This window comes from Microbacterium sp. SS28, assembly GCF_022761035.1.
Taxonomy (GTDB): Bacteria; Actinomycetota; Actinomycetes; order Actinomycetales; family Microbacteriaceae; genus Microbacterium.
On the sequence record NZ_JAKWJP010000003.1, the window covers coordinates 83,695 to 106,961 of the forward strand.

Annotated in this window: 24 protein-coding genes and 1 riboswitch; of the genes, 15 read left to right on the forward strand and 9 right to left on the reverse strand. The window is 72.8% G+C overall.

The genetic code is table 11. The features are described 5' to 3' along the window. The first annotated feature begins 37 nt into the window (after positions 1–37). Both MJ607_RS09585 and MJ607_RS09590 read left to right on the forward strand, forming a co-directional pair. A complete protein-coding gene (locus MJ607_RS09585) occupies positions 38–1,027 on the forward strand; it encodes an ATP-binding cassette domain-containing protein (protein ID WP_243075363.1) in 990 nt (329 codons plus the stop codon). Continuing rightward, a complete protein-coding gene (locus MJ607_RS09590; protein WP_243075364.1) occupies positions 1,024–1,833 on the forward strand; it encodes an ABC transporter permease in 810 nt (269 codons plus the stop codon). Before MJ607_RS09585 ends, MJ607_RS09590 begins: the two co-directional genes overlap by 4 nt. A gap of 113 nt (positions 1,834–1,946) precedes the next feature. On the opposite strand, the gene MJ607_RS09595 is transcribed toward MJ607_RS09590, so the two are convergent. The 3 genes from MJ607_RS09595 to MJ607_RS09605 all read right to left on the reverse strand — a co-directional run bounded on the left by MJ607_RS09595 (position 1,947) and on the right by MJ607_RS09605 (position 5,930). Further along, positions 1,947–4,817 carry an ATPase gene (locus tag MJ607_RS09595; protein ID WP_243075365.1) on the reverse strand — a complete coding sequence of 957 codons (2,871 nt, stop codon included), beginning with the start codon at positions 4,815–4,817 and terminating at the stop codon, positions 1,947–1,949. A 103-nt stretch (positions 4,818–4,920) separates the two neighbouring features. Continuing rightward, positions 4,921–5,343 carry a DUF1801 domain-containing protein gene (locus tag MJ607_RS09600; RefSeq protein WP_243075366.1) on the reverse strand — a complete coding sequence of 141 codons (423 nt, stop codon included), beginning with the start codon at positions 5,341–5,343 and terminating at the stop codon, positions 4,921–4,923. After that, complete coding sequence (locus tag MJ607_RS09605) at positions 5,343–5,930, reverse strand: HhH-GPD-type base excision DNA repair protein (RefSeq protein WP_243075367.1); 588 nt, start codon at positions 5,928–5,930, stop codon at positions 5,343–5,345. Before MJ607_RS09605 ends, MJ607_RS09600 begins: the two co-directional genes overlap by 1 nt. A 105-nt stretch (positions 5,931–6,035) precedes the next feature. On the opposite strand from MJ607_RS09605, the gene MJ607_RS09610 reads away from it, so the two are divergent. From MJ607_RS09610 to MJ607_RS09635, 6 genes are all read left to right on the forward strand, one after another. Continuing rightward, on the forward strand, positions 6,036–7,490 hold the full coding sequence (locus MJ607_RS09610) for an NAD(P)/FAD-dependent oxidoreductase (RefSeq protein WP_243075368.1): 1,455 nt from the start codon (positions 6,036–6,038) through the stop codon (positions 7,488–7,490). 102 nt (positions 7,491–7,592) lie between these two features. Next, positions 7,593–7,982 carry a hypothetical protein gene (locus MJ607_RS09615; RefSeq protein WP_243075369.1) on the forward strand — a complete coding sequence of 130 codons (390 nt, stop codon included), beginning with the start codon at positions 7,593–7,595 and terminating at the stop codon, positions 7,980–7,982. A 1-nt stretch (position 7,983) separates the two neighbouring features. Beyond that, the gene (locus MJ607_RS09620; RefSeq protein WP_243075370.1) at positions 7,984–8,385 is read left to right on the forward strand and encodes a phage holin family protein; all 402 of its coding nucleotides are present in this window, start codon (positions 7,984–7,986) and stop codon (positions 8,383–8,385) included. Continuing rightward, a complete protein-coding gene (locus MJ607_RS09625; protein ID WP_243075371.1) occupies positions 8,375–8,647 on the forward strand; it encodes a hypothetical protein in 273 nt (90 codons plus the stop codon). The genes MJ607_RS09620 and MJ607_RS09625 overlap by 11 nt, the downstream gene beginning before the upstream one ends. Positions 8,648–8,838: 191 nt before the next feature. Continuing rightward, a complete protein-coding gene (locus tag MJ607_RS09630; RefSeq protein ID WP_243075372.1) occupies positions 8,839–9,639 on the forward strand; it encodes a uroporphyrinogen-III synthase in 801 nt (266 codons plus the stop codon). A gap of 78 nt (positions 9,640–9,717) precedes the next feature. Next, positions 9,718–10,197, forward strand: a complete 480-nt coding sequence (locus tag MJ607_RS09635) for a hypothetical protein (protein WP_243075373.1) — start codon at positions 9,718–9,720, stop codon at positions 10,195–10,197. Positions 10,198–10,212: 15 nt separating this feature from the next. Here the strand turns inward: MJ607_RS09635 and MJ607_RS09640 are convergent, their stop codons facing one another. Both MJ607_RS09640 and MJ607_RS09645 read right to left on the reverse strand, forming a co-directional pair. Further along, positions 10,213–11,040, reverse strand: coding sequence for an ABC transporter permease (locus tag MJ607_RS09640; RefSeq protein WP_243075374.1), 828 nt, complete (start codon positions 11,038–11,040; stop codon positions 10,213–10,215). Beyond that, positions 11,037–13,214 carry an ABC transporter ATP-binding protein gene (locus MJ607_RS09645; protein ID WP_243075375.1) on the reverse strand — a complete coding sequence of 726 codons (2,178 nt, stop codon included), beginning with the start codon at positions 13,212–13,214 and terminating at the stop codon, positions 11,037–11,039. The genes MJ607_RS09640 and MJ607_RS09645 overlap by 4 nt, the downstream gene beginning before the upstream one ends. Positions 13,215–13,353: 139 nt before the next feature. Here MJ607_RS09645 and MJ607_RS09650 point away from each other — a divergent pair, with 139 nt between their 5' ends. From MJ607_RS09650 to MJ607_RS09665, 4 genes are read left to right on the forward strand one after another with little or no spacing between them, the layout of a single operon-like run. Continuing rightward, on the forward strand, positions 13,354–14,424 hold the full coding sequence (locus MJ607_RS09650; RefSeq protein WP_243075376.1) for an enoyl-CoA hydratase/isomerase family protein: 1,071 nt from the start codon (positions 13,354–13,356) through the stop codon (positions 14,422–14,424). Positions 14,425–14,428: 4 nt separating this feature from the next. After that, positions 14,429–15,286, forward strand: a complete 858-nt coding sequence (locus tag MJ607_RS09655) for an LssY C-terminal domain-containing protein (RefSeq protein WP_243075377.1) — start codon at positions 14,429–14,431, stop codon at positions 15,284–15,286. Next, positions 15,283–15,810, forward strand: coding sequence for a hypothetical protein (locus MJ607_RS09660; RefSeq protein WP_243075378.1), 528 nt, complete (start codon positions 15,283–15,285; stop codon positions 15,808–15,810). The genes MJ607_RS09655 and MJ607_RS09660 overlap by 4 nt, the downstream gene beginning before the upstream one ends. A gap of 10 nt (positions 15,811–15,820) precedes the next feature. Beyond that, positions 15,821–16,750, forward strand: coding sequence for a J domain-containing protein (locus MJ607_RS09665; protein WP_243075379.1), 930 nt, complete (start codon positions 15,821–15,823; stop codon positions 16,748–16,750). Between the two features lie 118 nt (positions 16,751–16,868). On the opposite strand, the gene MJ607_RS09670 is transcribed toward MJ607_RS09665, so the two are convergent. Next, positions 16,869–18,371, reverse strand: a complete 1,503-nt coding sequence (locus tag MJ607_RS09670; protein ID WP_243075380.1) for a D-alanyl-D-alanine carboxypeptidase family protein — start codon at positions 18,369–18,371, stop codon at positions 16,869–16,871. Positions 18,372–18,474: 103 nt separating this feature from the next. After that, positions 18,475–18,584, forward strand: a riboswitch (TPP riboswitch). On the opposite strand from MJ607_RS09670, the gene MJ607_RS09675 reads away from it, so the two are divergent. The 3 genes from MJ607_RS09675 to MJ607_RS09685 all read left to right on the forward strand — a co-directional run bounded on the left by MJ607_RS09675 (position 18,576) and on the right by MJ607_RS09685 (position 21,486). Further along, entirely contained in the window at positions 18,576–19,211 is a 636-nt protein-coding gene (locus MJ607_RS09675) for an ECF transporter S component (RefSeq protein WP_243075381.1), read from the forward strand. Its footprint overlaps the riboswitch before it by 9 nt. 2 nt (positions 19,212–19,213) lie before the next feature. Then, entirely contained in the window at positions 19,214–20,689 is a 1,476-nt protein-coding gene (locus MJ607_RS09680; protein ID WP_243075382.1) for an ABC transporter ATP-binding protein, read from the forward strand. Continuing rightward, entirely contained in the window at positions 20,686–21,486 is an 801-nt protein-coding gene (locus MJ607_RS09685) for an energy-coupling factor transporter transmembrane protein EcfT (RefSeq protein ID WP_243075383.1), read from the forward strand. Before MJ607_RS09680 ends, MJ607_RS09685 begins: the two co-directional genes overlap by 4 nt. 111 nt (positions 21,487–21,597) lie before the next feature. On the opposite strand, the gene MJ607_RS09690 is transcribed toward MJ607_RS09685, so the two are convergent. From MJ607_RS09690 to MJ607_RS09700, 3 genes are read right to left on the reverse strand one after another with little or no spacing between them, the layout of a single operon-like run. Next, positions 21,598–22,089, reverse strand: coding sequence for an SRPBCC domain-containing protein (locus MJ607_RS09690; protein WP_243075384.1), 492 nt, complete (start codon positions 22,087–22,089; stop codon positions 21,598–21,600). Then, positions 22,086–22,811: an aminoglycoside 3'-phosphotransferase gene (locus MJ607_RS09695; protein ID WP_243075385.1), complete on the reverse strand. Its 726-nt coding sequence runs from the start codon at positions 22,809–22,811 to the stop codon at positions 22,086–22,088. Before MJ607_RS09695 ends, MJ607_RS09690 begins: the two co-directional genes overlap by 4 nt. Continuing rightward, on the reverse strand, positions 22,808–23,158 hold the full coding sequence (locus MJ607_RS09700; RefSeq protein WP_243075386.1) for a DUF488 domain-containing protein: 351 nt from the start codon (positions 23,156–23,158) through the stop codon (positions 22,808–22,810). Before MJ607_RS09700 ends, MJ607_RS09695 begins: the two co-directional genes overlap by 4 nt. Between the last annotated feature and the right edge of the window lie 109 nt (positions 23,159–23,267).

Sequence of the window (23,267 nt, forward strand, 5' to 3'; positions counted from 1 at the left end):
GCACCCTGGGGGAAGCCGTTCAGAGAAAGGCATCCCCATGAACTCATCCACACTCGCCGTCCGGGCCGAAGGGCTCGTCAAGGTCTTCGGTGACAACCGCGCGGTCGACGGCGTCGACCTCCGCGTCGAGGCCGGCACCGTCTACGGCGTGCTCGGCCCCAACGGCGCGGGCAAGACCACGACCATCAGCATGCTCGCGACGCTCCTGCGCCCCGACGGCGGCCGCGCCGAGATCTTCGGCCACGACGTCGAGCGCGAAGCGCAGGTCGTGCGCCAGCTCGTCGGCGTGACGGGCCAGTACGCCTCGGTCGACGAGACGCTCTCGGCCACCGAGAACCTCGTCCTCTTCTCACGCCTGCTCGGACTCTCGCGCACCGAGTCGCGCCGCAAGGCCGCCTCACTGCTCGAGGAGTTCGGCCTCACCGAGGCCGCGAAGCGCCCGCTCAAGAACTTCTCGGGCGGCATGCGCCGACGCCTCGACCTCGCGGCGTCGCTCATCGCCCACCCGCCGCTCATCTTCCTCGACGAGCCCACGACGGGCCTCGACCCCCGCACGCGCGCGCAGATGTGGGAGACGATCCGCCGTCTCGTCGCCGAGGGCTCGACGGTCCTGCTGACGACGCAGTACCTCGACGAGGCCGACCAGCTCGCGGATCGCATCGCCGTCATCGACACCGGAAGAGTCGTCGCCGAGGGCACGCCGGATGACCTCAAGGGGTCGATCGGCACGTCGAGCCTGCAGCTGCGGCCCGCCGATCCGGCCGACCTCGACGATGTGCGCATCGCCGTCGAGCGCGTGCTCGACGTCCCGGCGACCGTCTCTCCCGAAGCGACGCGCCTCACCGCCCCCATGCAGGACCCCGACCTCGTGACCGACCTCCTCGTCACGCTGCGGGAGTCCGGCATCCGTCTCGCCGAGCTGAGCGTCCAGAAGCCGACGCTCGACGAGGTCTTCCTCACCCTGACGGGCCACGGAGTCGTCGACTCCGAGCAGCCCGAGGCCGCTCTCGAAGGGAGCCGCGCATGACCACCGCAATCCTGACCCCGTCCCTCCCGCTCAAGAACCGCGTGAGCGTCGGGCAGTCCGTCCGCAACTCGCTCACGATGGCGGGCCGCGGGCTCATCAAGATCCGCCGCACGCCCGAGCAGCTCATCGACGTGACGATCCAGCCGATCATCTTCACCGTGATGTTCGCCTACATCTTCGGGGGCGCGATCGCCGGCAGCGTCGAGACGTACCTGCCGTTCCTCCTGCCCGGCATCCTCGTGCAGACCGTCATCACGACCTCGGTCGTGACGGGCGTCCAGCTGCGGGAGGACACGGAGAAGGGCGTCTTCGACCGGTTCCGTTCGCTGCCGATCGCGCGCGTCGCCCCGCTGGCGGGGGCGCTCCTGGCCGACACCCTCCGCTACGCGATCGCGACGACCCTCACCTTCGCGACGGGGTTCATCATGGGCTACCGGCCCGCGGCGGGTCTCGGCGGCGTGGTCGCGGCGGGACTCCTCGTGATCGGAGCATCGTGGGCCCTCAGCTGGATCTTCGCCTTCTTCGGCGTGATCGCCCGCACCGCGGCATCCGTCCAGGGCATCTCGTTCCTCATCCTGTTCCCCCTGACGTTCCTCTCGAACGCCTACGTCCCGATCGACACGCTGCCGCCGGCACTCGCGTGGTTCGCGTCGATCAACCCCGTCTCCCACCTCGTGTCGGCGGCCCGGGCCCTGACGATGGGGACGGATGCCGGAGCCGACGTCATCGCGACCCTCATCGGCGCCGCGGTCGTCGTGCTGGTCTTCGCACCCCTGACCGTGCGGGCGTACATGCGCAAAGCCTGACGCCCGGCCCTTCCGGCCTGCCCTAACCGCACGAATGACCGGTCCTCACCACGAGGGTCGGTCGTTCGTGCGGTTTCGACGGTGCTGCGCCGACCCGTGCGCGTCCGCGCGCGCTAGGTGGGGGGCAGCAGCCCGGCGAGGCGGTCGAGTTCGTCGAGCGCCGGCGCGAGCGGGGCCTCCGAAGCGGGTGCGGCCCGCTCTGCGACCCAGCGGTGGAAGGGGTCCGCGGCGTCGACACCCCCGCGGAATGCGTCGGCCAGGTCGAGCGCCTCCCGGGACGCAGCATCCCGTCCCGTGCCCGCGAGCCATCCCGCGAGGCTCAGGACGGCGTCCGCGAGGATCGGCAGATCGCCGCTGCGGCGCGCGACGGGCAGAGCTGCGGCCACCGCGACGGCGGCTTCGTCGACGCGGCCCGTCAGCAGCAGGGCCTGTGCGCGCTTGGAGTGCGACCACGCCGTGATCTGATCGGGGAAGCTCGCCGCGAAGCCCTCCGCGACGTCGTCGAGCAGCCGCAGCGCGGCCTCGCCGTCGCCCATCGCGATCTCGAGCGTCGCGGCGTTCATGCGGGCCTGTGCGAGCGCGCGGTCGGACCCGTCGGCGCGCGCGAGGGCATCGGTCTCGACGACGCGGCCGCGCGCCTCGTCGATGCGCCCGAGTCGCACGAGGATCCCGATGGCCTGCGACTTCTGCTGCAGCAGATCCGTCACGGAGGTCAGGCCCTCGAGGCCCTCGGCCGACGAGTCGGACACCTCGAGCGCCTCGGTCAGCCGGCCCTGCAGCACGAGCCACTCCGAGCGCATCTGGCTCGCGAATGCGATGCCCCACGGGTCGCCGAGGTCGCGGAACCGTGCGAGCGCCTTCTCGCTCTCGATCCCGAGCGTCTCGACGTCGCCGCCGTTCTGCGCGAGCGCCGAGCGGATCATCGACAGGAGCGCGGTCGTCCACGGCGGAGAGCCGGGTGCCGCATCGGGCAGGAGGAAGGCGCGCGACCAGTTGAACTGGCCCTCGAAGTGCGCGAGGGCCTCGCCGGCTCCCGCGAGCAGCGGCGGGATCGCGGCGGTGAGTTCGGACGGATGCCGCGCGGCGGCATCCGTCATGCGCGCGTGGTGGCGCTCGACGGCGGCGGAGAGCGCGGCGACACCCTCGAAGTCCGTGTCGGCCGCGCGACCGAGCGCCGCCTGGACGCTCCCGAACACGACAGCGACGCCGTTGACGACGACGGCGGCCTCGGAATCGAGTGGGGCATCCGGCGCGGCGAAGGCCTCGACACCCGCCTGCAGCTGCTCGAACCGCTCGCGCATGAGCCACCCCCACAGGCTCGCGCGGACGAGTGCCAGGCCCGTCGCGGTGAGGCCCTGGTCGACGCACGCGCGGAGCGCTGCCGAGAGGTTCTCCTCGTTGGCGTCGAACCACGCGAGCCCTCTTCGCACGCCGGGTCCGCGCAGCAGTGCGTCCTGCGTGAGCGCGAGCTCCGCGATCGCCTCGGCCTGCCGGGCGCGGAACTCCGCTTCGCGTCCGCCCGAGCGAAGCAGGTCGAGCCCGTACTCGCGCACCGTCTCGAGCATGCGGAACCCGCCGTCGCCGCGGCGCAGCAGCGACCGGTCGACGAGCTGGTCGAAGGCCGCGGCATCCGTCTCGAATCGACGCGCGACGGCTGCCGCATCACTCGCCGTGATGCCGTCGGGGAAGACGGATGCCGCGAGCAGCGCTTCGCGCTCGGACGCCGTGAGGGTCTCCCAGCTCCAGTCGATGAGCGCTCGCAGCGTCTGATGGCGCGCCTCGGACGTGCGCGGGCCCGACCCGAGCAGCGCGAAGCGGTCGTCGAGCCCCGCGTCGATCTCCGCGAGCGTCAGCGTGCGGGCGCGGGCTGCGGCGAGCTCGAGGGCGAGCGGCAGGCCGTCCAGGCGCCGGACGATGCGAGCGACGGCGTCGGTCTCGTCCGCCGCGGGCGCCTCGCCTCGCGCCGCGCGGACGCGCCGCGAGAACAGCTCGACGGCATCCTCTGCGGGCAGGGGGCCCAGATCGACGAAGCCCTCGCCCGCGACGCCGAGCGGCTCACGGCTCGTCGCGAGGATGCGCGCCGCGGGAGTCGCCTGCAGGAGCGCGAGCGCGACGCCCGCCGCCTCGGCCGAGAGGTGCTCGCAGTTGTCGAGGACGATGAGGACGGGCCGGCCCGCGAGCGCCTCGAGGGCGCGCTGACGCGGTGAGACGGCTGTCGGCGTCGCCGACGTGTCACCGAGACGGATGCTGCGCCCCGCCGCCGCCGCGACGGCCGTCCAGACTTCGCCGGGCGCCGCGGGGGCGAGCTCGACGACGACTGTCGCGTCGCCCCACGCTCGGGCGGTCTCGAGCGCGAGGGTCGTCTTGCCGGCGCCGCCCGGACCGATGAGGGTCACGAGACGCTCCGAGCTCAGCTGGGCGCCGATCGTCGCGAGCTCGCGGTGGCGGCCGACGAGCGGCGTCAGCGGCGCGGGGACGATCTGCGTCACGGCGCGGACCTCTGCGGGCGCACCTCGCGCGATCCGCTCGGCGTGCGCGCGGTCTTCGAGCAGGTCGCGCACGGCCCAGTCGAACTCGGGTCCTGGAGTCCACGGGTCGCCGCTCCAGAGGGCGAGCGCTTCGCGGGCGTGCGCGGCTGCCGCTCCGGGGTCGTTCTCGGTGCGCGCCGTGGCGACGAGGTCCTGGAAGCGCGTGATGTCGACGTCGGCCCGGGTCATCGCGAGTCGGTAGCCTCCCGGCGTCGACTCGACGGCGCCCGCCCCGACCGAGCGGCGCAGACGGGATGCGAGCGACTGCAGCGACGCACGCGGGTCCTCGGGGGGATCGTCGGGCCAGACGTCCTCGGCGAGCGGGCGGTACGCGACGGCGGTGCCGGCGTCGACCGCGAGGCGGAAGAGGAGCGCCTGCTGCCCGCGACCGTGGACGACGAGCGTCTCACCCGCGGGGCCGTCCGCGTGGAGCCCGCCGAAGAACCTCAGCCGCACGGGTCAACGATAGGGCTGCCCGGCCCGCCCGCGGCATCCGTCCGTGTTCGCTCCCGACTCCCAGCCCGGTCGCCGGGATCGGCGGAGGAGACCAGCGCCCGCGTCAGTCGGTGATCGTGATCTGCGCGTAGTCGTCGCCGCCCGAGCGGGCGAACGCTTCCGAGGCCGTGATGACGCGGCGCAGCACGTCGTGGTCGACGGCCTCGAGGTCCTTGATGTACAGGCAGCTCACGCCCGTCGTGTGCGGGCCCAGCTGTGCCAGCTCGTCCGTGTGCGCGTCGGTCCGATCGAGGTACACGGTCGTCGAGTCCTTCCGCGGCGAGAAGGCGACGACGGGCATGTCACCCTCCGTGCCGGTCGGGTAGCGGTAGTGGCATGACCCGAACCCGACGATCGTGCCCCACAGCTCGGGGTCGCGGCCCGTCAGCTCCGACATGAGGGCGAGCATCGTCTCGGCATCCCGCCGGCGCTTGGCGGGCGTGACGCCCGCGATGAACGAGGCGACGCTTCCTCCGGTCTTCTTCATCAGACCCCGCCTCCGCCCGAGCTCGTCTTGGCGGCGGCCTTCATCGCCCGCTTGTGCTCGCGCACCTTCGCGAGGCTGTCGGCCGAGACGATGTCGGCGACGCTGCGGTAGGTGCCCTCGTCGCCGTAGGGAGCGGATGCCTCGCGCCAGCCGGCGCCCGTGAAGCCGTACTGCTTGCCGAGCAGCGCGAGGAAGATCTTCGCCTTCTGCTCGCCGAAGCCGGGGAGCTTCTTGAGTCGCCGGAGCACCTCGGGGCCGTCCGGCTCGCCGCGCGTCCACAGCGCTGCGGCGTCACCGTCCCATTCCTCCTCGAGCGCGGCGCACAGGCTCTGGACGCGCCCCGCCATCGACCCGGGATACCGGTGCACCGAGGGCGTCAGCCGGAACGCCTCGACGAGGGCGTCGGCGTCGTAGCCGGCGAGGGTCGCGGCATCCACCGATCCGACCCGCTGCGCGATCTTGAGCGGCCCCGAGAAGGCGACCTCCATCGCGACCTGCTGGTCAAGGAGCATGCCGATCAGGAGTGCGAGCGGATCGTCGGTGAGCAGGCGGTCCGCGTCGGCGTCCCCCGTGATGTGGAGCGTCATGCCGCCAGTCTCGCACTCGCCTCAGCGCGCGTCACGCGTCGGCGGGCCCAGCGACCGTGATGAGCGCGAGCGGATGCCGACAAGGGCGGATGGGAGGATGGATGCATGACCGAGCCGGCAGACGACAACGAGCTCGACGCGATCGCGGCCGCCGCGCAGGAGCAGCACATCGTCGTCATCGGCGGCGGGATCGCGGGCCTCGTCGCCGCCCTCGAATGCGCCAAGGTCGGCCTCCGCGTCACGGTCCTCGAGGCAGCCGATCGTCTCGGCGGCACGATGAGCGCCGTCGAGGTCGGTGGGCTCGAACTGGATGCCGCGGTCGAAGGATTCTCGACGCGCGGCGGCGCCGTGCACGCGCTTGCCGTCGAGCTCGGTCTCGGCGCCGACCTCGTGCCCGCGGCAGACGCGGCGGTCTGGATCACGGGTCTGCCGTCGGGAGCCGCGCCGCTTCCCGACGCGACCGTCGCGGGCATCCCCGCGAACGCGTGGGACGAGAACGTCCGGCGCATCATCGGCTGGAACGGCGCGTGGCGCGCCTTCCTCGACCGGATGCGCCCACCGCTCACGATCGGCAAGCAGCGCAGCCTCGGCACGCTCGTGCGCTCGCGCATGGGCGATGCCGTGCTCGACCGGCTCGTCGCGCCCGTGAGCCTCGGCGTCTACGGCACGCACCCCGACGACGTCGACGTCGAGGCTGTCGCACCCGGCCTCAGCACGGCCCTCACGCGCACGGGCTCGCTGAGCGGAGCCGTCGCCGACCTGCTCGTCGACCGCAGTGCGACGATCGCGCTCGAGAGCATCAGGGGAGGGATGCGGCGCCTCGTCGACGCCGCCGAGACCCGGCTCGTCGAGCTGGGAGCCGAGATCCGCCTCGGAGTGCGCGTGCAGGGCCTCGAGCGGCAGGAGGACGGCCGCTGGCAGGTCGCAGTGGACGGGGATGCCGCGCTCGATCCGGCCGCGCACGTCGTCGTCGCGACGCCGGAAGGCGAGGCGCGCCGGCTCCTGGCGCCCGTCGCCCCCGCCCTCGACGCCCCTCTCGCGCCGCACCATCCCATCGAGGTCGTGACCCTCGTCGTCCATGAGCCCGCGCTCGACGCAGCACCGCGGGGCGCGGCGGTGTACCCCATTGCGGGCACCGCGAAGGCGAGCGCCGTCACCGACTCGACCGTGCGCTGGCCGTCGGTCGCAGCGCTCGTCGAGCCGGGCGTCCACGTCCTGCGCGTCTCGTTCGGCACGGCCGGTGTGCCCGCCGCCACGGCCGCCCTCGACGACGCAGCGGCCGCGCAGCTCGCGCGGGATGAGGCATCCGCTCTGCTCGGCGTGCCTCTTGCCGACGTGCGCGGCGCCGCTCGCGTGCGGTTCGAGCCGCCTCGTCCGGCGTCCACGCTCGGCCATGCGGAGGCCGCCCACGCCGTCCGCGGTGCCGTCGAAGCCGTCGGAGGACTGTCGCTCGTCGGGGCGTGGCTCGCGGGCTCGGGGCTGGCGCAGATCGTCCCGGATGCCGTCGAGGTCGCCGACGCCCTGCGCCGCACGGCGCTGTGGAGTTCACCGCAGCCGTGATCGCTCCCGCGCTCACCCCGATGTGTCAAGGGCAGATGCCGGAATCGGCATGCGGGGCTAACCTGGGAGCACGCACCACCCGTCGAGCGTGAGGAGACGCCCATGAAAGGCAAGGTTGGACTCGTCATCGGGCTCGCCGCCGGCTACGTGCTCGGTTCGCGTGCCGGACGAGAACGGTACGAGCAGATCAAGGCGCAGGCACTCAAGGTCTGGAATCTCGACCCCGTCCAGGAGCAGGTCGACAAGGCGAAGGAATTCGCGAAGTCGAGCGCGATGGCCCTCCCCTCGACGCTGTGGGACGGTGCGGTCAAGCTGTCCAAGGCCGCGGGCTCGAAGGGCACGCCCGGCCAGCGGCTCGACGCCGCCATCAAAGTGAGCAAGGACTCGGCCGACGACGTCTCGGCGGCCGCGGACGAGACGGCGCAGGCCGTGAAGGACGCCGTGGACGACGTGTTCGACGAGAGCCCCGACGCAGGCCGCGGCGGGGCGTGAGATGACGACGCCGCGCGGCTTCCGCGATCGATCCGACGAGGGCCTGCTGACCCTCGTCGGTGAGGTGCCCGAACTCATCCGCAACCTCATCACGGCGGAGGTCGAAGCGGCCAAGGCGTGGGTCCGGCGCACCTCGAAGGACGCCGGCATCGGCTCGGGGTGGATCGTCGGCGCGCTTTTCCTGCTGTTCTGGTCGATTCCCGTCCTCGGCGCCTTCATCATCATCGGGCTGTCGGCGTGGATGCCGCTGTGGGCCGCCGCGCTGACGGTGCTCGTCGCGCTCCTGCTGGGCGCGGCCATCATGGCACTGCTCGGGTACCGGCGCTGGCGAAAGGTCGTCAAGAGCGAGAACCCGGTTCAATCGATCGTGAAGGATGTGGAGGCCGTCCGCGATGAGCTCTGAGATCCCGATTCCCCGGACCGCCGTCCCGCTGGGGCTCACCGATCCCGTCGAGCGGGCGCGCGCCGAGCTCAAGGCGACCCTCGCCGCGATCGAGGACAAGGCCAACGTGCCGCGCCGCATCACGCGCGCGAACGATCGCTTCACGACGAAGGCCCGCGCGTTCGCGCACGAGCGCCCCGTCGCGGCCTCCGCCGCAGTGCTCGCGGGGGCCGCCGCGGTCGGCGCGATCGTGTGGTCGATCGTCCGCTCCTACACGCGCTGACGAGGTGATCGCATGCGCTCCGTGCACCCGGACCGGACACCACGGCGGCGCGGGGGTATGCTCGGTGCGAGGCAGTGCGATGGTGCGGATGCTGCCGACGGCGTGAAACCCCCGATCCTGGTGGGGTTCAAGACGCCCGTCGGCTGCTCTTCATGGGGCGGCTGACCGAGCACGCACGAGAGTCGACCCCCATGAATGCATCACCGCAGAACGCCACCGCGAAGCCCCTCGCCGGGTGGCGCGTGCTCGTACCGCGCGGTGGTCCGTGGGGTGACGGCGTCGCAGCCTCGCTGCGTCACCGCGGTGCGATCCCCGTCATCGCGCCGCTCATCAACTTCGCCCCGAGCAACGATCAGGCGACGCTCGAGCAGGCGCTCTCCGATCTGGAGGCGGGTGCGTTCGACTGGCTGACGCTCACGAGCGCGACGACGGTCGACGTCCTCTACTCGTACCGCGCCGCGATCCCGGCGCGCACGAAGGTCGCCGCCGTGGGCGAGACGACGGCCGCGGCACTCACGGCCGTCGGCTATCGGGTCGACCTCGTCCCCGATCGCGACAACTCGGCAGTCGGCCTGGCCGAGCAGCTCATGGCGCTCGAGCCGGAGCACCGCGACATCCTCACCCTTCGCAGTGAGATCGCGAAGCCGGTCCTGACACGCATGCTGAGCGAAGCGGGTCACCGCGTGCGCAGCGTCGTGGCCTACCGCACGGTTGGTGTGCCGGTCACGGACCGCATCGCCGAGGACGTCCGCAGCGGCCGCATCAACGCGATCCTCGTCACGAGCGGCTCGGTCGCCGAGCAGGTGCACTCGCAGTTCCCCGAGCTCCCGCCCGCGACGCTCATCGCCGCGATCGGACCGCGCACCGCCAAGGATGCCCGCCGTGCGGGCCTCTCGGTCGACGTCGTGGCCGACCGGCAGACGGTCGACGCGCTCATCGACGCCGTCGCGAAGTTCCCGCTGCCGGACGCCGCGGACGAGTTCACGCACTGACCGCCGCGGGACGCGATCGTTGCCGTCCTGTGAGCAAACCGAGCCGCACCTTCCGGGCGTCGCTGGCAGACTAGTCGCATGGTGACCCTGCTCCTCGACTCGAGCCACCTCGAGGTGGTGCTGTCGGGTACGGAGCGCCTTCTCTCATTCCGCAAGGGGAATGTCGCGATCGAGCGGAGCGCCATCGCGAAGGTGCAGCTCACCGACGATGCGTGGACGTGGCTGCGCGGCATCCCCAGCCCCGGCACGTATATCAAGGGCGTCACGGCCATGGGCACGTGGAAGTCGACCGGGGGCGAGGATTTCGCCGTCATCCGGCGGCACCGCGCGGGTGTCGTGATCGATCTCGACGGCCACCCCGAGTTCGAGCGCGTCGTCGTGACGACCCGCCACGGTCTCGCGCTCGTGCAGGCGCTGCGGCTCGACGTGCCGGCCGAGGCGGCCGATGTCGTCGATATCGCGGCCGAGACCGGGTCCATCCCCGTCGTCCCGGCGCCGGCGAAGAAGAGCCGTGCGCGCAAGGCTCCGAGCCCCGCGCCCGCTCCCTCCGCCGGCTGAGCCGCCCTCCGCCGGTCAGCTGACGTCGCGGCGCCAGCTGAAGAGATAGCCGAGCACGACGAAGACGGCGGCGTAGCCGAGCAGCACGAGGCCGCCCGCCCACCACTCGAGCGGGTCGCCCGCCGCCGAGCCCGAGGCGCCCATGCCGGCTGCGAAGATGCTCGCACCCACGAGAGCGTCGCTCGCAGCGCCCGGGAGGTACTTCGTGACGTCCGTGAGGCCTTCGACGAAGGATGCCGCGGCCCGCGCGACCGGCTCGAGGAACTGCGTGAACACGAGCACGCCGACGATCGCGCCGACCTGGTTGCGCACGAGCGAGCCCACGCCGACACCGACGAAGACCCACAGGACGTAGGCGAGGAGCATGCGTCCGAACAGCGCCCACGTGTCGGCGGAGCCGAGTTCGGTGTCGAGCCCTGAGCCCGCGAGGAACGCCGCGGCGGGCCCCGCCGAGCCGAGGATGCCGATGACCCCGTAAAGCACGCCGAGCAGCACGGCGACGGCGAGCTTGGCCCACAGGACGGTCGCGCGGCGCGGCGTCGCGAGGAACGTCGGCGTCAGGATCTTGTGGCGGAACTCGCTCGTCACGACGAGCGTGCCGATGAGCAGAGGGAAGACGTACCCGACCGCGGTCGCCGTGCTGTACAGGGTCTCGGGGAGGCCCTCCGCGGGGAGCTGCGGGCCGTCTCCGGGGAGCGAGCCGGTCGCCGAGGCCGTGAACACGAACCCGAGCACGGCGGCCGTGAACGCGACGTAGACGAACAGGACGATCGCGAGCACCCACCAGAGGGCGGTCGTGAACTGCTTGGTGGTCTCGGAACGCGTCGTCGCTGCGAGCGTCATCGCGGCTCACCTCCTTCGCTCTCGGTCTGGGCGTCTCGGTCGGCCGCGTCCTCGCCGCCGGGGCCTTCGTCCGCCCCGGGGTCGTCGGTCTCGTCGCCCTCGCCGACGGGGGCGAGCGGCTCGGGCTGGGGATGCCAGCCGGGGGACTCGCCGCCGAGGTCCTCGGCGGACGGCGTCTCGAGCTGGGTCACGGGCTCGCCGTCGGGGCGCACCGACGCCTCATCTGCACCGCTGGAGTCGAACGCGGCGAAGAAGCGATCGGCTTCCCGGTCGGCGTCCGTCTTGACGAAGTCCTCCCACGGCCGGTCCGACTCGGCGGGCGCCTCGACGCTCTCGGCCTCGGCGCCTTCGGGCTCGCCGTCGACGTCCGACTGCTCGGCAGCCTGCGCGTTCGCGGCGGCGGCTTCGTCCTCGGCGACTATCGGGTTCGCGGCGGTCCAGGAGGCCGGGGCCTTCCACTCGACCGGCTCCGCCCAACCCGCGGGTGCTCGCCACTCGCGCCGCTCCGCCGCGACGGGCGGCAGATCGCCCGCGTCGTCGGCGTCCTCGGCGTCCGCCGCCGACTCGGGCGCGGGCGCGGGCTCCGGCTCGGCCCACGCATCCGGTTCTGCGGCCGGCACGGCGGACCCCTCCGCATCGCCCTCGGCTTCCGCGTCGGCGGGCGCGTCCGCGTCGCCGTCAGCTTCCGCGTCGGCGGGCGCATCCGCATCCGCATCCGCGGGGTCGTCGTACGAGAAGAACTCCTCCTCGATGTCGCTCCCGTCCTCGTCGGCCTCGCCCGGCTCGGCGGAGGTCTCGTCCGAGGCCTCGTCGCCCGCCGCGGCGATGGGGACGATGTCGATGATCCCGGTGCTCGCGACCGCGAATGCCGCGGCGGGCGGGGCATCCTCCGCGAGAGCCTCGGCGGCCTCAGCGTCTTCGTCCGCCGCAGCCGCGGGGTGCGCACCGGCGGGCGCTTCCGCATCGCTCGCGACCTCGATGTCGGGTCCCTCGAGAGGCTCGGTCTCGTCGTCATCGTCGTCGCCGCCCGCGACGACACCCGCCGCGACCGCGCCCGCCACGAGGGCTGTGCCCGCGCCGGCGGCGACGACTGCGAGCGTTCCGCCCGGGGCCCCGGCTGCGGCGCCCTCGTCGTCCGGGACATCGTCTGCGTGCTCGTCGTCGGCCGCCTCGCCACCGGCGACCGCGGCGACGGCCGCCTCCTCGGCGACGGGCGCGCCCGCGGCGGGGGGAGCGGCATCCGGTGCCGTCTCGGTCTGTTCGCCCGCGCTCGCGTGGACGCGCGTGCCGTTGACGAGGTCGAGGAAGATCTCCTCGAGGGCGGGTCCCCGGCGCTGCAGCGACGTGAGCGCGACGCCGGCGTCGGCCGCGATGCGGCCCACCTGAGCGGTGTCGAGGCCCCGCACCGTGAGACCCGAGCGCAGCACCTCGAAGTCGGCGTCGGCGGCGTGCAGGGCCGTCGACAGCGCCGCGCGGTCGCCCGCGTCGACGACCGTCGCGTACTCGCCGGGATCCGCGAGATCCGAGAGCGCGCCCTGGAAGACGAGGCGGCCCGCCGAGATGATCAGGAGCGAGTCGACGGTCTGCTGCACCTCGGCGAGCAGATGCGACGACACCAGGACCGTCCGGCCCTGCCCCGCGAGGTCGCGCAGCAGACCGCGCATCCACCGGATGCCCTCGGGGTCGAGGCCGTTGGCCGGCTCGTCGAGGACGAGCACTCCGGGGTCGCCGATGAGCGCGTAGGCGAGGCCCAGGCGCTGGCGCATGCCGAGCGAGTAGCCGCCGACCTTGCGGCCCGCGACGTCGCCGAGCCCCACGAGCCCGAGCGCCTCGTCGACGCGAGCGGCGGGCAGGCCCGCGGCCTGCGCGTAGATCTTGAGATGGTTGGCGGCCGAGCGGCCCGGGTGGAAGCTCGAGGCCTCGAGCACGGCGCCGACGGAGCGCAGCGGGTGCGCCAGCTTCGCGTAGGGCACGCCGCCGATCGTCGTGGTTCCCGCGGTCGCGCGCACGAGTCCGAGCAGGATGCGCAGGGTCGTCGTCTTGCCCGCGCCGTTCGGGCCGAGGAAGCCCGTCACGAGCCCGGGCTCGACGCGCGCGCTGAAGTCGTCCACGGCGGTGACGGCGCCGAAGCGCTTCGTGACCGCGGAGAATTCCAGCACCTGTCCTTCGGGCATGGCGAACCCTCTCGTCGTCATGAAGCCGTTCCCCCTATCTTTGCGGAAGATCGCGCTCGGACGAGGGAAGGTGAATCCCCACCCGGCCGCGTCCTCGCGGGCCGGGGCGCACATTTTCGTGGAACGGTAACGTGGCAACGTGAGCGTACCGGCGGACGGCCCCGAGGAGAAGGTGCTCGCGCGGGCGAGCGGATCGCTGGGCCGGCTGACCCTCAACAGGCCGCGCTCGATCAACGCCCTCGACCTCGACATGATCCGGGCGATCTCCCTCGCGCTGGACGAGTGGGAGGCCGACACCGACATCGACACGATCCTGCTCGACGGGGCGGGTGAGCGCGGGCTCTGCGCGGGCGGAGACGTGCGCGGCCTCTACGACCGCACGGTCGGCGGGCTCGCCGAGGACTCCGCGACGTTCTTCCGCGAGGAGTACGCGCTCAACGCGCGGATCGCCGAGTACCCGAAGCCGTTCGTCGCCCTCGCCGACGGCATCACGATGGGCGGCGGCATCGGGCTGGCCGGTCACGCGCCCGTACGGATCGTCACGGAGCGCTCGCAGCTCGCGATGCCCGAGACCCGCATCGGCTTCACGCCCGACGTCGGCGGCACGTGGCTGCTGTCGCGCGCGCCGGGGCGGCTCGGCGAGTTCCTCGGGCTCACCGGCGCTGTCATGAACGGCTCGGACGCGCTCCACGCGGGGTTCGCCGACCACTTCGTCCCCTCCGAGAACCTCGACGGCCTGCGCGACGCGCTCGAGACGCGCGCCGACCCGAGCAGCCCTGCCGAGCTCGTGCTGCTGTTCGACGAGACCCCGCCTCCCTCGCGCTTCGTCGCGGCGCGCGAGTGGATCGACGACGCCTTCGCGGCCGACAGCGTCGTGGAGATCATCGAGCGCCTGCGGGCGCGGCCCGAGGCCGAGGCATCCGCGACCGCCGACCTGCTCGGAGAGCTCTCGCCGACGGGGCTCGTCGTGACGCTCGAGGCGATCCGCCGCGTGCGCGCCCTGCCGAGCCTGCGCGCCGCGCTCGCGCAGGAGTACGGCCTGGTCATGTGGTTCGTGACGACCCAGCCCGACCTCGCCGAGGGAATCCGCGCCCAGGTGGTCGACAAGGACCGGTCTCCGAAGTGGCGGCCCGCGACGCTCGCCGAGCTGGCACCGGATGCCGCGGCATCCGCTCTCGCATTCTCACCGGCGACACCGCTCTGGGGCTGACCGGATGGCGCGGGCGAACGGCGACGGCGGGAACCGCCGCGGCTCCGTGTCGTTCGGCGTCGCGCTGGACTGGTTCTTCTTCGTCTTCGCGGGGCTCGCGGCGCTGTGGCTCGCGTATCTGAGCCTCACCGAGACGTTCAACCTCGGCTGGTGGGGGCTCCTGTTCGCGATCGGGTTCTGGGTGCTGCTCGCCTACCTCGTGCTGCCGCGGCTGCACCGCATCCTCACGACGATCTACGTGCCGGACTACTTCATCGGACGCACGCGCACGAGCGACGGACTGCTCGGCGACCCCGTCAACCTCGCGCTCATGGGCACCGGGGCTCAGGTCGAGGCAGCCATGGTCTCGGCGGGCTGGACGAAGGCCGACCCCGTGACGCTCGCGTCGTCGTGGCGGATCGTCGCCTCGACGGTGCTGCGCCGCACGTACGACGAGGCGCCGGTGAGCCCGCTCTTCCTGTTCGGGCGGCAGCAGGACTTCGCCTATCAGCAGGACGTCGACGACAACCCCGCCCAGCGTCATCACGTGCGCTTCTGGCAGTGTCCCGACGACTGGCTGCTGCCGGGCGGGCGCCGCGTCGAATGGCTCGCCGCGGGCACGTTCGACCGGCGCGTCGGGCTGTCGCTGTTCACGCTGCAGGTGACGCACAAGATCGACGCCGACACCGACATCGAGCGCGACCACATCGTCGAGACCCTCCGAGCAGCCAACAGTCGGGTGGCCGTCGACGTCATCCGCGACTTCGCGACCGGCTACCACGCGCGCAACGGCGGCGGCGACTCGATCTCCACCGACGGCGACCTGCCGATCGTCGACGTCCGCGCCGTCGTCGTCCTTCCCACCGAGGGGGTGGTCGCGTGACCGACGCCGCCAAGCGCGCCGCGTCCGGCAAGCGCCCCGCGTACGAGCCCGCGCGCGAGCTGCTGCGGCGCCCGGGCTACCGGCCCGAGATGACGCGGCCGCCGACGACGGTCGCGGGCGCCGTGCTCGTGTTCCTGCGGGTCGTCGTGGGGGTGCTGTGGCTCGGCGAGCTCGCCCTCAACTGGAATGTCGTCGCGACCGAGACATCCATCGATCTCGAGGGCTTCACGTCCGACGAGGCGGTCGGGGTGGGACTGTGGATCGTCGTCGGCATCGCCTCGGTCATCCTCGTCCTCGACATCGTGCTCGGGGTCCTCATCCTGCGCGGCCTCAACTGGCCGCGCGTCGTCGTCATGCTCTTCGCGGTCATCTCCATCTGCTCCGCGTTCACCGCCTGGTGGCTCGACGACCTCGAGATCACGCTCACGACGAGCCTTCTCACGACCGCGCTCGATACGCTGATCCTTCTCGCGCTCTCCAGTCGCAGCGCGGCCGCGTACGCCCGTCGCAACGAGCGGCGCTGAAGGGTTCCGCATGTTCGACTCGCCGCTTTCCGCGTCGGCGTACCAGGTGCTCGGCGTCGAGCCGACCGTCGACGAGGAGGCGCTGCGCAAGGCGTACCGCCTGCGGCTGCGCCAGACGCATCCCGACACGGGCGGCGAGGCATCCGTCTTCATCCAGGTGCAGCGCGCGTGGGAGCTCGTCGGCACGCCCGACGCCCGTGCCTCCTACGACCGCGGGCACGGGTTCGGTGCCGCGACCGCCGTGTCGTTCGCTCCGGATGCCCCGGCCTGGCGTCCGCCGTCGAGTCAGGCCGACACGCGCCCGCGCGCGCGGTCGTACGGGCAGCCGGGCGGCTGGCGCCGCGAGCGGTACCTCACCCTTATGCGCGAATGGGTAGGACGAGGTGTGGAGCTCGAGGACCCCTACGATCCCGCGCTCGTGCGGACGGCGCCCCGGCAGCTGCGGCGCATGCTCGCGGACGCGCTCGCGGAGGAGGCGACGGCGCGCGTCGTCGCCGACCTCGGCATGGGGTACACCGTGTGGCACGACGTCGCGGCGGGCCGGGAGTCCGACGAGAAGGTCGACCACCTCGTGCTCGGGCCGAGCGGGCTCTACGGCGTGCTGTCGGAGGACTTCGGCGGCCCCGTGCGTGTGCGCCGCGGCGAGCTGTGGGGCGACGGCGTCGAGGGCTCGCCCATCGCGACCCTGCTGGCGCGGCTGCGCACCGTGGCCCGCGCGGGACGCGTGAAGTTCGGCGGTGCGATCATCGTGCTGCCCGACGACGACCTCGAGCAGCCGATCGAGGAGATCGGACGCGTCCGGGGCGTCCCCGTCGCCGTCGTGTCGCGCAGTGCGCTCTCGACCGTCCTGCGGCGCGGAATCACGGGCGCGCGGGAGGTCGGCGGCAACGAGGTCTTCGACGTGCGCACGCGGCTGCAGCACACCGTCCGCTTCGTCTAGCCTGTCCGACGCCTCGGCAGGCGCGGCGGCCGTGAAGGCGCGGCGACCGGGCGGGCGCGGCGGCCGTGAAGGCGCGGCGACCGGGCAGGCCCGGCGACCGCGGCGGCAGCGGGCCGTGTCAGCCGGCGAGGCCGAAGAGCTCGAGCGGGTGCGTGAGGCGCCACCACGACGAGGGCGGCTCGATGTCGCCCGCGAGCACGACGTCGACCGTCGACGAGCCGTGCGGTCCCTTGACCGTGAGCGCGCCGACCGTGTCGCCCGTGTCGCGGTCGTCGCCGAGTGAGAGGTCCGTCGACACGGTGCCGGCAAGCCCGTTCCAGAGCACGACCGAGGCGTCGGCATCCGTCTTCACCTCGACGTGCTCGCCCCACAGGGTGTCGATGACCCCGACCGTCGTGCCGGCCGCGACGGACGGCTCGGTCTGCAGATCGGCCTCGAGCTGTGCGAAGAGGGCGCGCGTGGCCTCGATGCGGGCGGCGTCGTCGGGCTGGCCGAGCACCGCGGCGTAGAGGCGAAGCGGCGACTCGCCGACCATGATGTCCTTCGCGGCGAGCAGGTTGAAGTCGTCGAGCGAGCCCGTCTTGACCCCGATGACGCCCGCGTCGGCGAGCAGCCCGTTCGTGTTGGTGACGTGGCTCGCGCCCGGGAGGTCGGTCGCGGTCTTCGCGACGATCTCGGCGATGACGGGGTTCGCGAGCGCCTTCTGCGCGAGCGGGATGAGGGATGCCGCGCTCGCGGTGTTGCGCGCGTCGAAGCCGGTCGGCTCGACGATCGTGACTCCCGGCACGCCGTGCGCCTCGAGCCAGGCGCGCGCCGCGCTCGCATAGACGGCGTCGCTCGGCCAGAGGCCGCTCGCGAGCCGGTCGGCGTAGTTGTTGGCCGAGCCGATGAGCATGCCCTCGAGCATCTGATACTCCGAGAGAGCGCCGCCGACCGGGATGTCGAGCGCCGACTCGCCGCGGGAGCGGTAGCCCCAGTAGCGGGTGCGGTCGTTGGCGGTGAAGCGGTAGTCCGGACCGGGCTCGCCGATCGCGAGCGGCAGCTCCTCGAGCACGAGCAGCGCCGTGACGACCTTCGTGATGCTTGCGATGGGCGCGGCATCCTGCGTCGAGGCGACCATGCCGCCGAAGCCGGACACGGCGACGGCTCCCGAGCCCTGCGCGGGCCACGTGAGCGCCGCGGCGGGCGAGGGCGTCGAGTCGACCTGGATGGCCTCGATCTCGGGGGCGACGGAATGCAGGGGCCACAGGAGCGTCGTGCCCGAGTAGGCGCCGATGAGTGCCGCGATGATCGCGATCGGCACGAGCACGCCGGCGCGGAAGGGCGAGCGGCGTGGAGCGCGGGCGAGCAGGTCGCCGCCGACCGCGACGTACGAGGCGGCGGCGGCCGAGAGATCGCGCGGAGCCAGGGCGGTGCGCCCGACCGCCTCTTCGTCGACCCATGCGAACGCGATGCGGGGATCCTTCGAGGGACGGCGGGGCTCCTTGTGCGCCTTGCCGGGCTTGCCTGGCTCGATCGCGCCGGGCGCCGGGCTGCCGTAGGCGGGCGCGTCGACGAGGTCGGTCGGCTGGACGGGGATCCCTGCGGGCGCGTACGCGGGCGCGTCGGCAGGGTGGTCCACCGGCAGCTCACCTGTCTCGCCGCGCCGCGAACGGCGCGTCGGAGGCTGTGTTTCGGCGAGGGGCACCCGCTAAAGGTACCTCGCGCGACCGCGGTATACTCACTGCCACAACCACGGGAGTCCGGTGAGCCGGGCTGAGAGGAAGCGACCCACGCTTCGACCGTCGAACCTGATCTGGATAATGCCAGCGCAGGGAGGAGAAACATGAACGTGTCCACGTCTGCCCCGACGACTGCGGCCCCGGCTGCGAGTCGCCTCCGCTGGAGGGTCGTCGACATCGTCGTGGCCGCCGTGCTGGGCGTCGCGATCGGCCTCGTCTTCTGGGGCTGGAACACCGTCGGCTACGCCTGGTTCATCGCGATGGACGGCCTGACCCCGGGCCTCGGCGGCCTCGCCGTCGGCATCTGGCTCATCGGCGGCGTCATCGGCGGCCTCGTGATCCGCAAGCCCGGCGCCGCCCTGCTGGTCGAGGTCATCGCCGCGATCGTCTCGATGCTCATCGGCAACGTGTGGGGCGTCTCGACGCTGCTCTCGGGCCTCGTCCAGGGCCTCGGCGCCGAAGTGATCTTCGCGCTCTTCTTCTACCGCCGCTTCGGCCTTCCCGTCGCGATGCTCGCGGGGGCAGGGGCTGCGATCGGCGCGTGGGTGTTCGAGCTGTTCTACGGCAGCTCGCCGAACATCCTCAAGACCCTCGAGTTCAACCTGATCTACCTCGTGTCGCTCATCGTCTCGGGTGCCCTCCTCGCCGGCGCGCTCGGCTGGGTCGCGGTGCGCGGCCTCGCGGCGACGGGTGCGCTCAACCGATTCGCGGCGGGCCGGGAAGCCCGACGCGAGGTCTGACGATGTCGGCCGCCGGCCCGGCGCGGATCACCGCGCAGGGCTGGGGCTGGCGCTACGCCGGCCGGCGCGCGCCCGCCGTCAGCGACGTCTCGTTCACGATCGAGCCGGGGGAGCGCGTGCTCCTGCTCGGCGCATCGGGGGCGGGCAAGTCCACGCTGCTCGCCGGCATGGCGGGCCTGCTCGGCGGCGCCGACGAGGGCGACGAGACGGGCGCGCTGCTCATCGACGGCCGCCGCGCCGAGGCGCAGCGCGGCCGGGTCGGCCTCGTGCTGCAGGATCCCGACGCGGGCATCGTGCTATCGAAGGTCGGCGACGACGTCGCTTTCGGCTGCGAGAACCTGGGCGTGCCCGTCGCCGAGATCCCGCGTCGCGTCGCCGAGGCGCTCGAGGCCGTCGGGCTCGAGGTCCCGCTCACGCGCCCGACCAAGGCGCTCTCGGGCGGGCAGAAGCAGCGCCTCGCGCTCGCGGGGGTGCTCGCGATGCGGCCGGGGGTGCTGCTCCTGGACGAGCCGACGGCGAATCTCGACCCCGACGGCGTCCGCGAGGTGCGGGCCGGCGTCGAGCGCGCCGTCGCCGAGACGGGCGCGACGCTCGTCGTCATCGAGCACCGTACCGAGGTGTGGGCGGATCTCATGACCCGCGTCATCGTCGTGGGCGCCGACGGCGGGCTGCTCGCCGACGGCTCGCCCGCCGAGGTCTTCGCGCGGCACGGCGCAGAGCTCGCGGCGGCGGGAGTGTGGGTGCCGCGGCATCCCGTCGACCTGCCTGTCCTCGCTTCGGCGTCTGCCGACGGAGCCGCGGCGCTCGAGGCATCCCACCTGTCGATCTCGCGCGATGCGCGCACGATCGTGCGCGCGGGGCTCGATCTGCGCATCCCGCGCGGCGCAGCGACCGTCGTGACGGGGCCCAACGGCGCCGGCAAGTCGACGCTCGCCCTCACGCTCGCGGGCCTCCTGCCCGAATCGGCGGGGCAGGTGCGGGCCGCCGAGGCGCTCGCGGCGCCGTCCGGGCGCCGTCCGTCGCGCTGGCGGTCGCGCGAGCTGCTGACGCGCATCGGCACGGTGTTCCAGGAGCCCGAGCATCAGTTCCTCGCGTCGACCGTGCGCGACGAGCTCGCGATCGGCCCGCGATCACGCGGCGTCGACCCCGCGGCGACCGGCCTCATCGTCGACGAGCTGCTCGAGCGCCTGCACCTCGCCGCGCTCGCCGCGGCGAACCCGTTCACGCTGTCGGGTGGCCAGAAGCGCCGGCTTTCGGTCGCGACGGTGCTCGCCGATTCGCCGCCGGTCATCGTCCTCGACGAGCCGACCTTCGGGCAGGACCGGCGCGGCTGGATCGAGCTCGTCGCGCTGCTGCAGTCCGAGATCGCGGCCGGCACGACCGTCGTCGCCGTGACGCACGACGAGGACGTCCGCCGCCACCTCGGCGGCCTGCGCATCGACCTCGGCGCGCCCGTGCCCGCGGGAGCGCCGAGATGACCGCCCTGAACGCCAGGACGGACGAGGTCCAGGTCGCCCGCGCGGCGTGGCTCGACGGCGTCAACCCCGTCACGAAGGTCGTCCTGGCGCTGCTGCTCTCGGTGCCGCTGCTCGCCTCGATCGACGCCACGAGCGCGCTCGTCGCGATCGGGCTCCAGCTCGCCTGCGTCCCGCTGACGGGCCTCGCGCTCCTGACGGTTCTGCGGCGGCTCGCGCCCATCGCGCTGTTCGCCCCCGTCGCAGGGGTGAGCATGCTCCTGTACGCCGAGCCCGAGGGCACGATCTACTGGTCGTTCGGATTCGCCACGATCAGTGAGGGCTCGATCGAGCTGGCGATCGCCGTGAGCCTGCGCGTCGTCGCACTCGCGCTGCCGACGATCCTCCTCTTCGGTCGCACCGATCCGACCGAGCTCGCCGACGCGCTCGCGCAGGTCGCGAAGCTGCCGAGCCGCTTCGTGCTCGGCGTGCTCGCGGGCACGCGGACGCTCGGCCTCTTCCTCGACGACTGGCGCAGCATGGGGCTCGCGCGCCGGGCGCGCGGCGTCGGCGACTCCGGAGCCATGCGGAGGTTCTTCTCGATGGCCTTCGTGCTGCTCGTCTTCGCCGTGCGGCGAGGCACGAAGCTCGCGATGGCGATGGAGGCGCGGGGGTTCGGCTCGGGCATCCCGCGCACGTGGTCGCGGCCGTCTCGCCTGAGCGGGCGCGACGCCGTCGCGGTCGTCGGCGGCATCGCGGTCATGGCGATCGCGATCGGCGCTGCGGTGCTCGCGGGCACGTTCCGATTCGTCTGGTCGTAGCCCGCCGCGGCCGGGACGGCCCTCCACGAACTCGGATCATTCGACGCCGATCGGATGTCGCGCCCACATCCATCCGAATTCGGCGGAATGATCCGAATTGGGCGAGGTCGGTCAGTGCGTGAGCGCCGCGTACTCGTCCTGCAGGGCGGGGAAGTAGTCGTCCCAGACGACGGCTGCGGCATCCCGTCCCTCGTGCGCCTCGAGGGCGCGGTCGAGGTAGTACTCCCAGCCTGGGCCGATCGACCCGACGTCGAGGCCCTCGTCGATCCGCTGGCCGAAGCGCAGCGTCGTGACGCCCGCCTCCTCGTGCAGCTCGAACCACAGGTGCCAGCCGCTGCCCGTTTCTCCGGCGAATCGCCGGGGCCGGTCGCATTCGAGGATCGTGTACAGCTCGGGCTCGACGACATCGCCTTCGGCGGTCATGAAGAACGAGACGGCGCCCGTCGTCGGATCGCCCTCCCAGTAGCCGATCCAGTCGCGCAGGCGCTCGGAGTCCGTGAACGTCTGCCAGACGGCCTCGGCGGGCGACCCGAACGTGCGGATCAGGACGAGATGGGGTTCGCCGTCGATCATGACGACGGAGCCGGTGCGGTGTGCGGTCATGTCGCGTTCCAGAGCTCCCGGTAGTAGGCGATGCGCTCGGCGTCAGGGGCGATGCCGTAGGCGGCGAAGAACCCGGCCTCCCATCCGGGACCATAGTTCCACTCGAGGCTCATCAATGCCACGGCCAGATCCGCCCAGCAGTCGGCCACGCCGAGCGCTCCGAAGTCGACGTGCCCCGCAAAGCGCCCCTGCGCGTCGACGAGCGTGTTGGGGCTGCACGCGTCGCCGTGGCACACGACGAGACGATCGACGGCGGGTGCGCTGCCGAGTCGATCGGGAAGACGGATGCCGCGGCGCGCGGCATTCGCGACACGCGCGCGCACGCCCCAGTCGAAGGGGCACTCCGCGATGGGCAGCGTGTCGTGCAGCCGGCGCAGCCCCTCGCCGATCGCGCGGACGGCGGGCGCGGCATCCGCGATCCACACCGGTGCCACGGCGGATTCGCCGGGGAGCGTCTCGGTGACGAGCCACTCGTGCGTCTCGTCGCCGCCCACCTCGACGACGCGCGGCACGGTGAGCCACGCGCCCGCCCACGCGAGCCGCTCCGCCTCGGCGAGGAACGAGGTCTCGGCGTTGCGCGGCCCGTGCTTGATGTGCCGGCCGTCCGCCGTGCGGAAGGTCAGGCCGCCGAGCTCGTTCGCCCACACGGGCTCGAGGGCGGCGCCCCGCGCGAGCGCGCGGACGCGCGGCGGCACCGCGACGGTCTCGACGGGGATGGTCACGGCTCGCCGAGCAGGATCTCGCGAAGGATCTCGGCGTGGTTGCGGATCGCGTCCTGGGCGCCGTAGAGCAGCGTCGTGACGGGCTTGCCGGCAATCGCCGCACGCAGGTCGTCGACGGCGGGACCCCGCGCCAGTTCGCCGCGGTAGGCCGCGTCGAACGTCTCCCAGTCCATGCCGTCCTGGTGGAATGCCCGCCTCAGCTGGGTCGAGGGTGCGGCCTCCTTCGCCCACAGCTCGATCGCGGCGCGCTCCTTCGTGAGCCCGCGCGGCCACAGCCGATCGACGAGCACGCGGAACCCGTCGCCGGGTTCTGGCTCGTCGTAGACGCGCTTGAGCCGGATCTCCACTCCCTCAGTCAACTCCGCCGTCTCGCCGCGCGCCACCCCTCGCCGCTAGCCTGGAAGCGACCCCCGTGCCGGGGGCGGGCTCGCGGCAGGTAATGAGACGCAGTCCCGC

Bases quoted from the DNA above. Each gene is read 5' to 3' on its own strand.
- MJ607_RS09600 (WP_243075366.1), bottom strand. From the start codon at position 5,343: ATGAAGAAGACCGGAGGAAGCGTCGCCTCGTTCATCGCGGGCGTCACG.
- MJ607_RS09685 (WP_243075383.1), top strand. From the start codon at position 20,686: ATGACCGCCCTGAACGCCAGGACGGACGAGGTCCAGGTCGCCCGCGCG.
- MJ607_RS09615 (WP_243075369.1), top strand. From the start codon at position 7,593: ATGAAAGGCAAGGTTGGACTCGTCATCGGGCTCGCCGCCGGCTACGTG.
- MJ607_RS09625 (WP_243075371.1), top strand. From the start codon at position 8,375: ATGAGCTCTGAGATCCCGATTCCCCGGACCGCCGTCCCGCTGGGGCTC.
- MJ607_RS09605 (WP_243075367.1), bottom strand. From the start codon at position 5,930: ATGACGCTCCACATCACGGGGGACGCCGACGCGGACCGCCTGCTCACC.
- MJ607_RS09590 (WP_243075364.1), top strand. From the start codon at position 1,024: ATGACCACCGCAATCCTGACCCCGTCCCTCCCGCTCAAGAACCGCGTG.
- MJ607_RS09680 (WP_243075382.1), top strand. From the start codon at position 19,214: ATGTCGGCCGCCGGCCCGGCGCGGATCACCGCGCAGGGCTGGGGCTGG.
- MJ607_RS09630 (WP_243075372.1), top strand. From the start codon at position 8,839: ATGAATGCATCACCGCAGAACGCCACCGCGAAGCCCCTCGCCGGGTGG.
- MJ607_RS09620 (WP_243075370.1), top strand. From the start codon at position 7,984: ATGACGACGCCGCGCGGCTTCCGCGATCGATCCGACGAGGGCCTGCTG.
- MJ607_RS09675 (WP_243075381.1), top strand. From the start codon at position 18,576: ATGAACGTGTCCACGTCTGCCCCGACGACTGCGGCCCCGGCTGCGAGT.
- MJ607_RS09645 (WP_243075375.1), bottom strand. From the start codon at position 13,214: ATGCCCGAAGGACAGGTGCTGGAATTCTCCGCGGTCACGAAGCGCTTC.
- MJ607_RS09585 (WP_243075363.1), top strand. From the start codon at position 38: ATGAACTCATCCACACTCGCCGTCCGGGCCGAAGGGCTCGTCAAGGTC.
- MJ607_RS09655 (WP_243075377.1), top strand. From the start codon at position 14,429: ATGGCGCGGGCGAACGGCGACGGCGGGAACCGCCGCGGCTCCGTGTCG.
- MJ607_RS09610 (WP_243075368.1), top strand. From the start codon at position 6,036: ATGACCGAGCCGGCAGACGACAACGAGCTCGACGCGATCGCGGCCGCC.
- MJ607_RS09665 (WP_243075379.1), top strand. From the start codon at position 15,821: ATGTTCGACTCGCCGCTTTCCGCGTCGGCGTACCAGGTGCTCGGCGTC.
- MJ607_RS09635 (WP_243075373.1), top strand. From the start codon at position 9,718: ATGGTGACCCTGCTCCTCGACTCGAGCCACCTCGAGGTGGTGCTGTCG.
- MJ607_RS09640 (WP_243075374.1), bottom strand. From the start codon at position 11,040: ATGACGCTCGCAGCGACGACGCGTTCCGAGACCACCAAGCAGTTCACG.
- MJ607_RS09690 (WP_243075384.1), bottom strand. From the start codon at position 22,089: ATGACCGCACACCGCACCGGCTCCGTCGTCATGATCGACGGCGAACCC.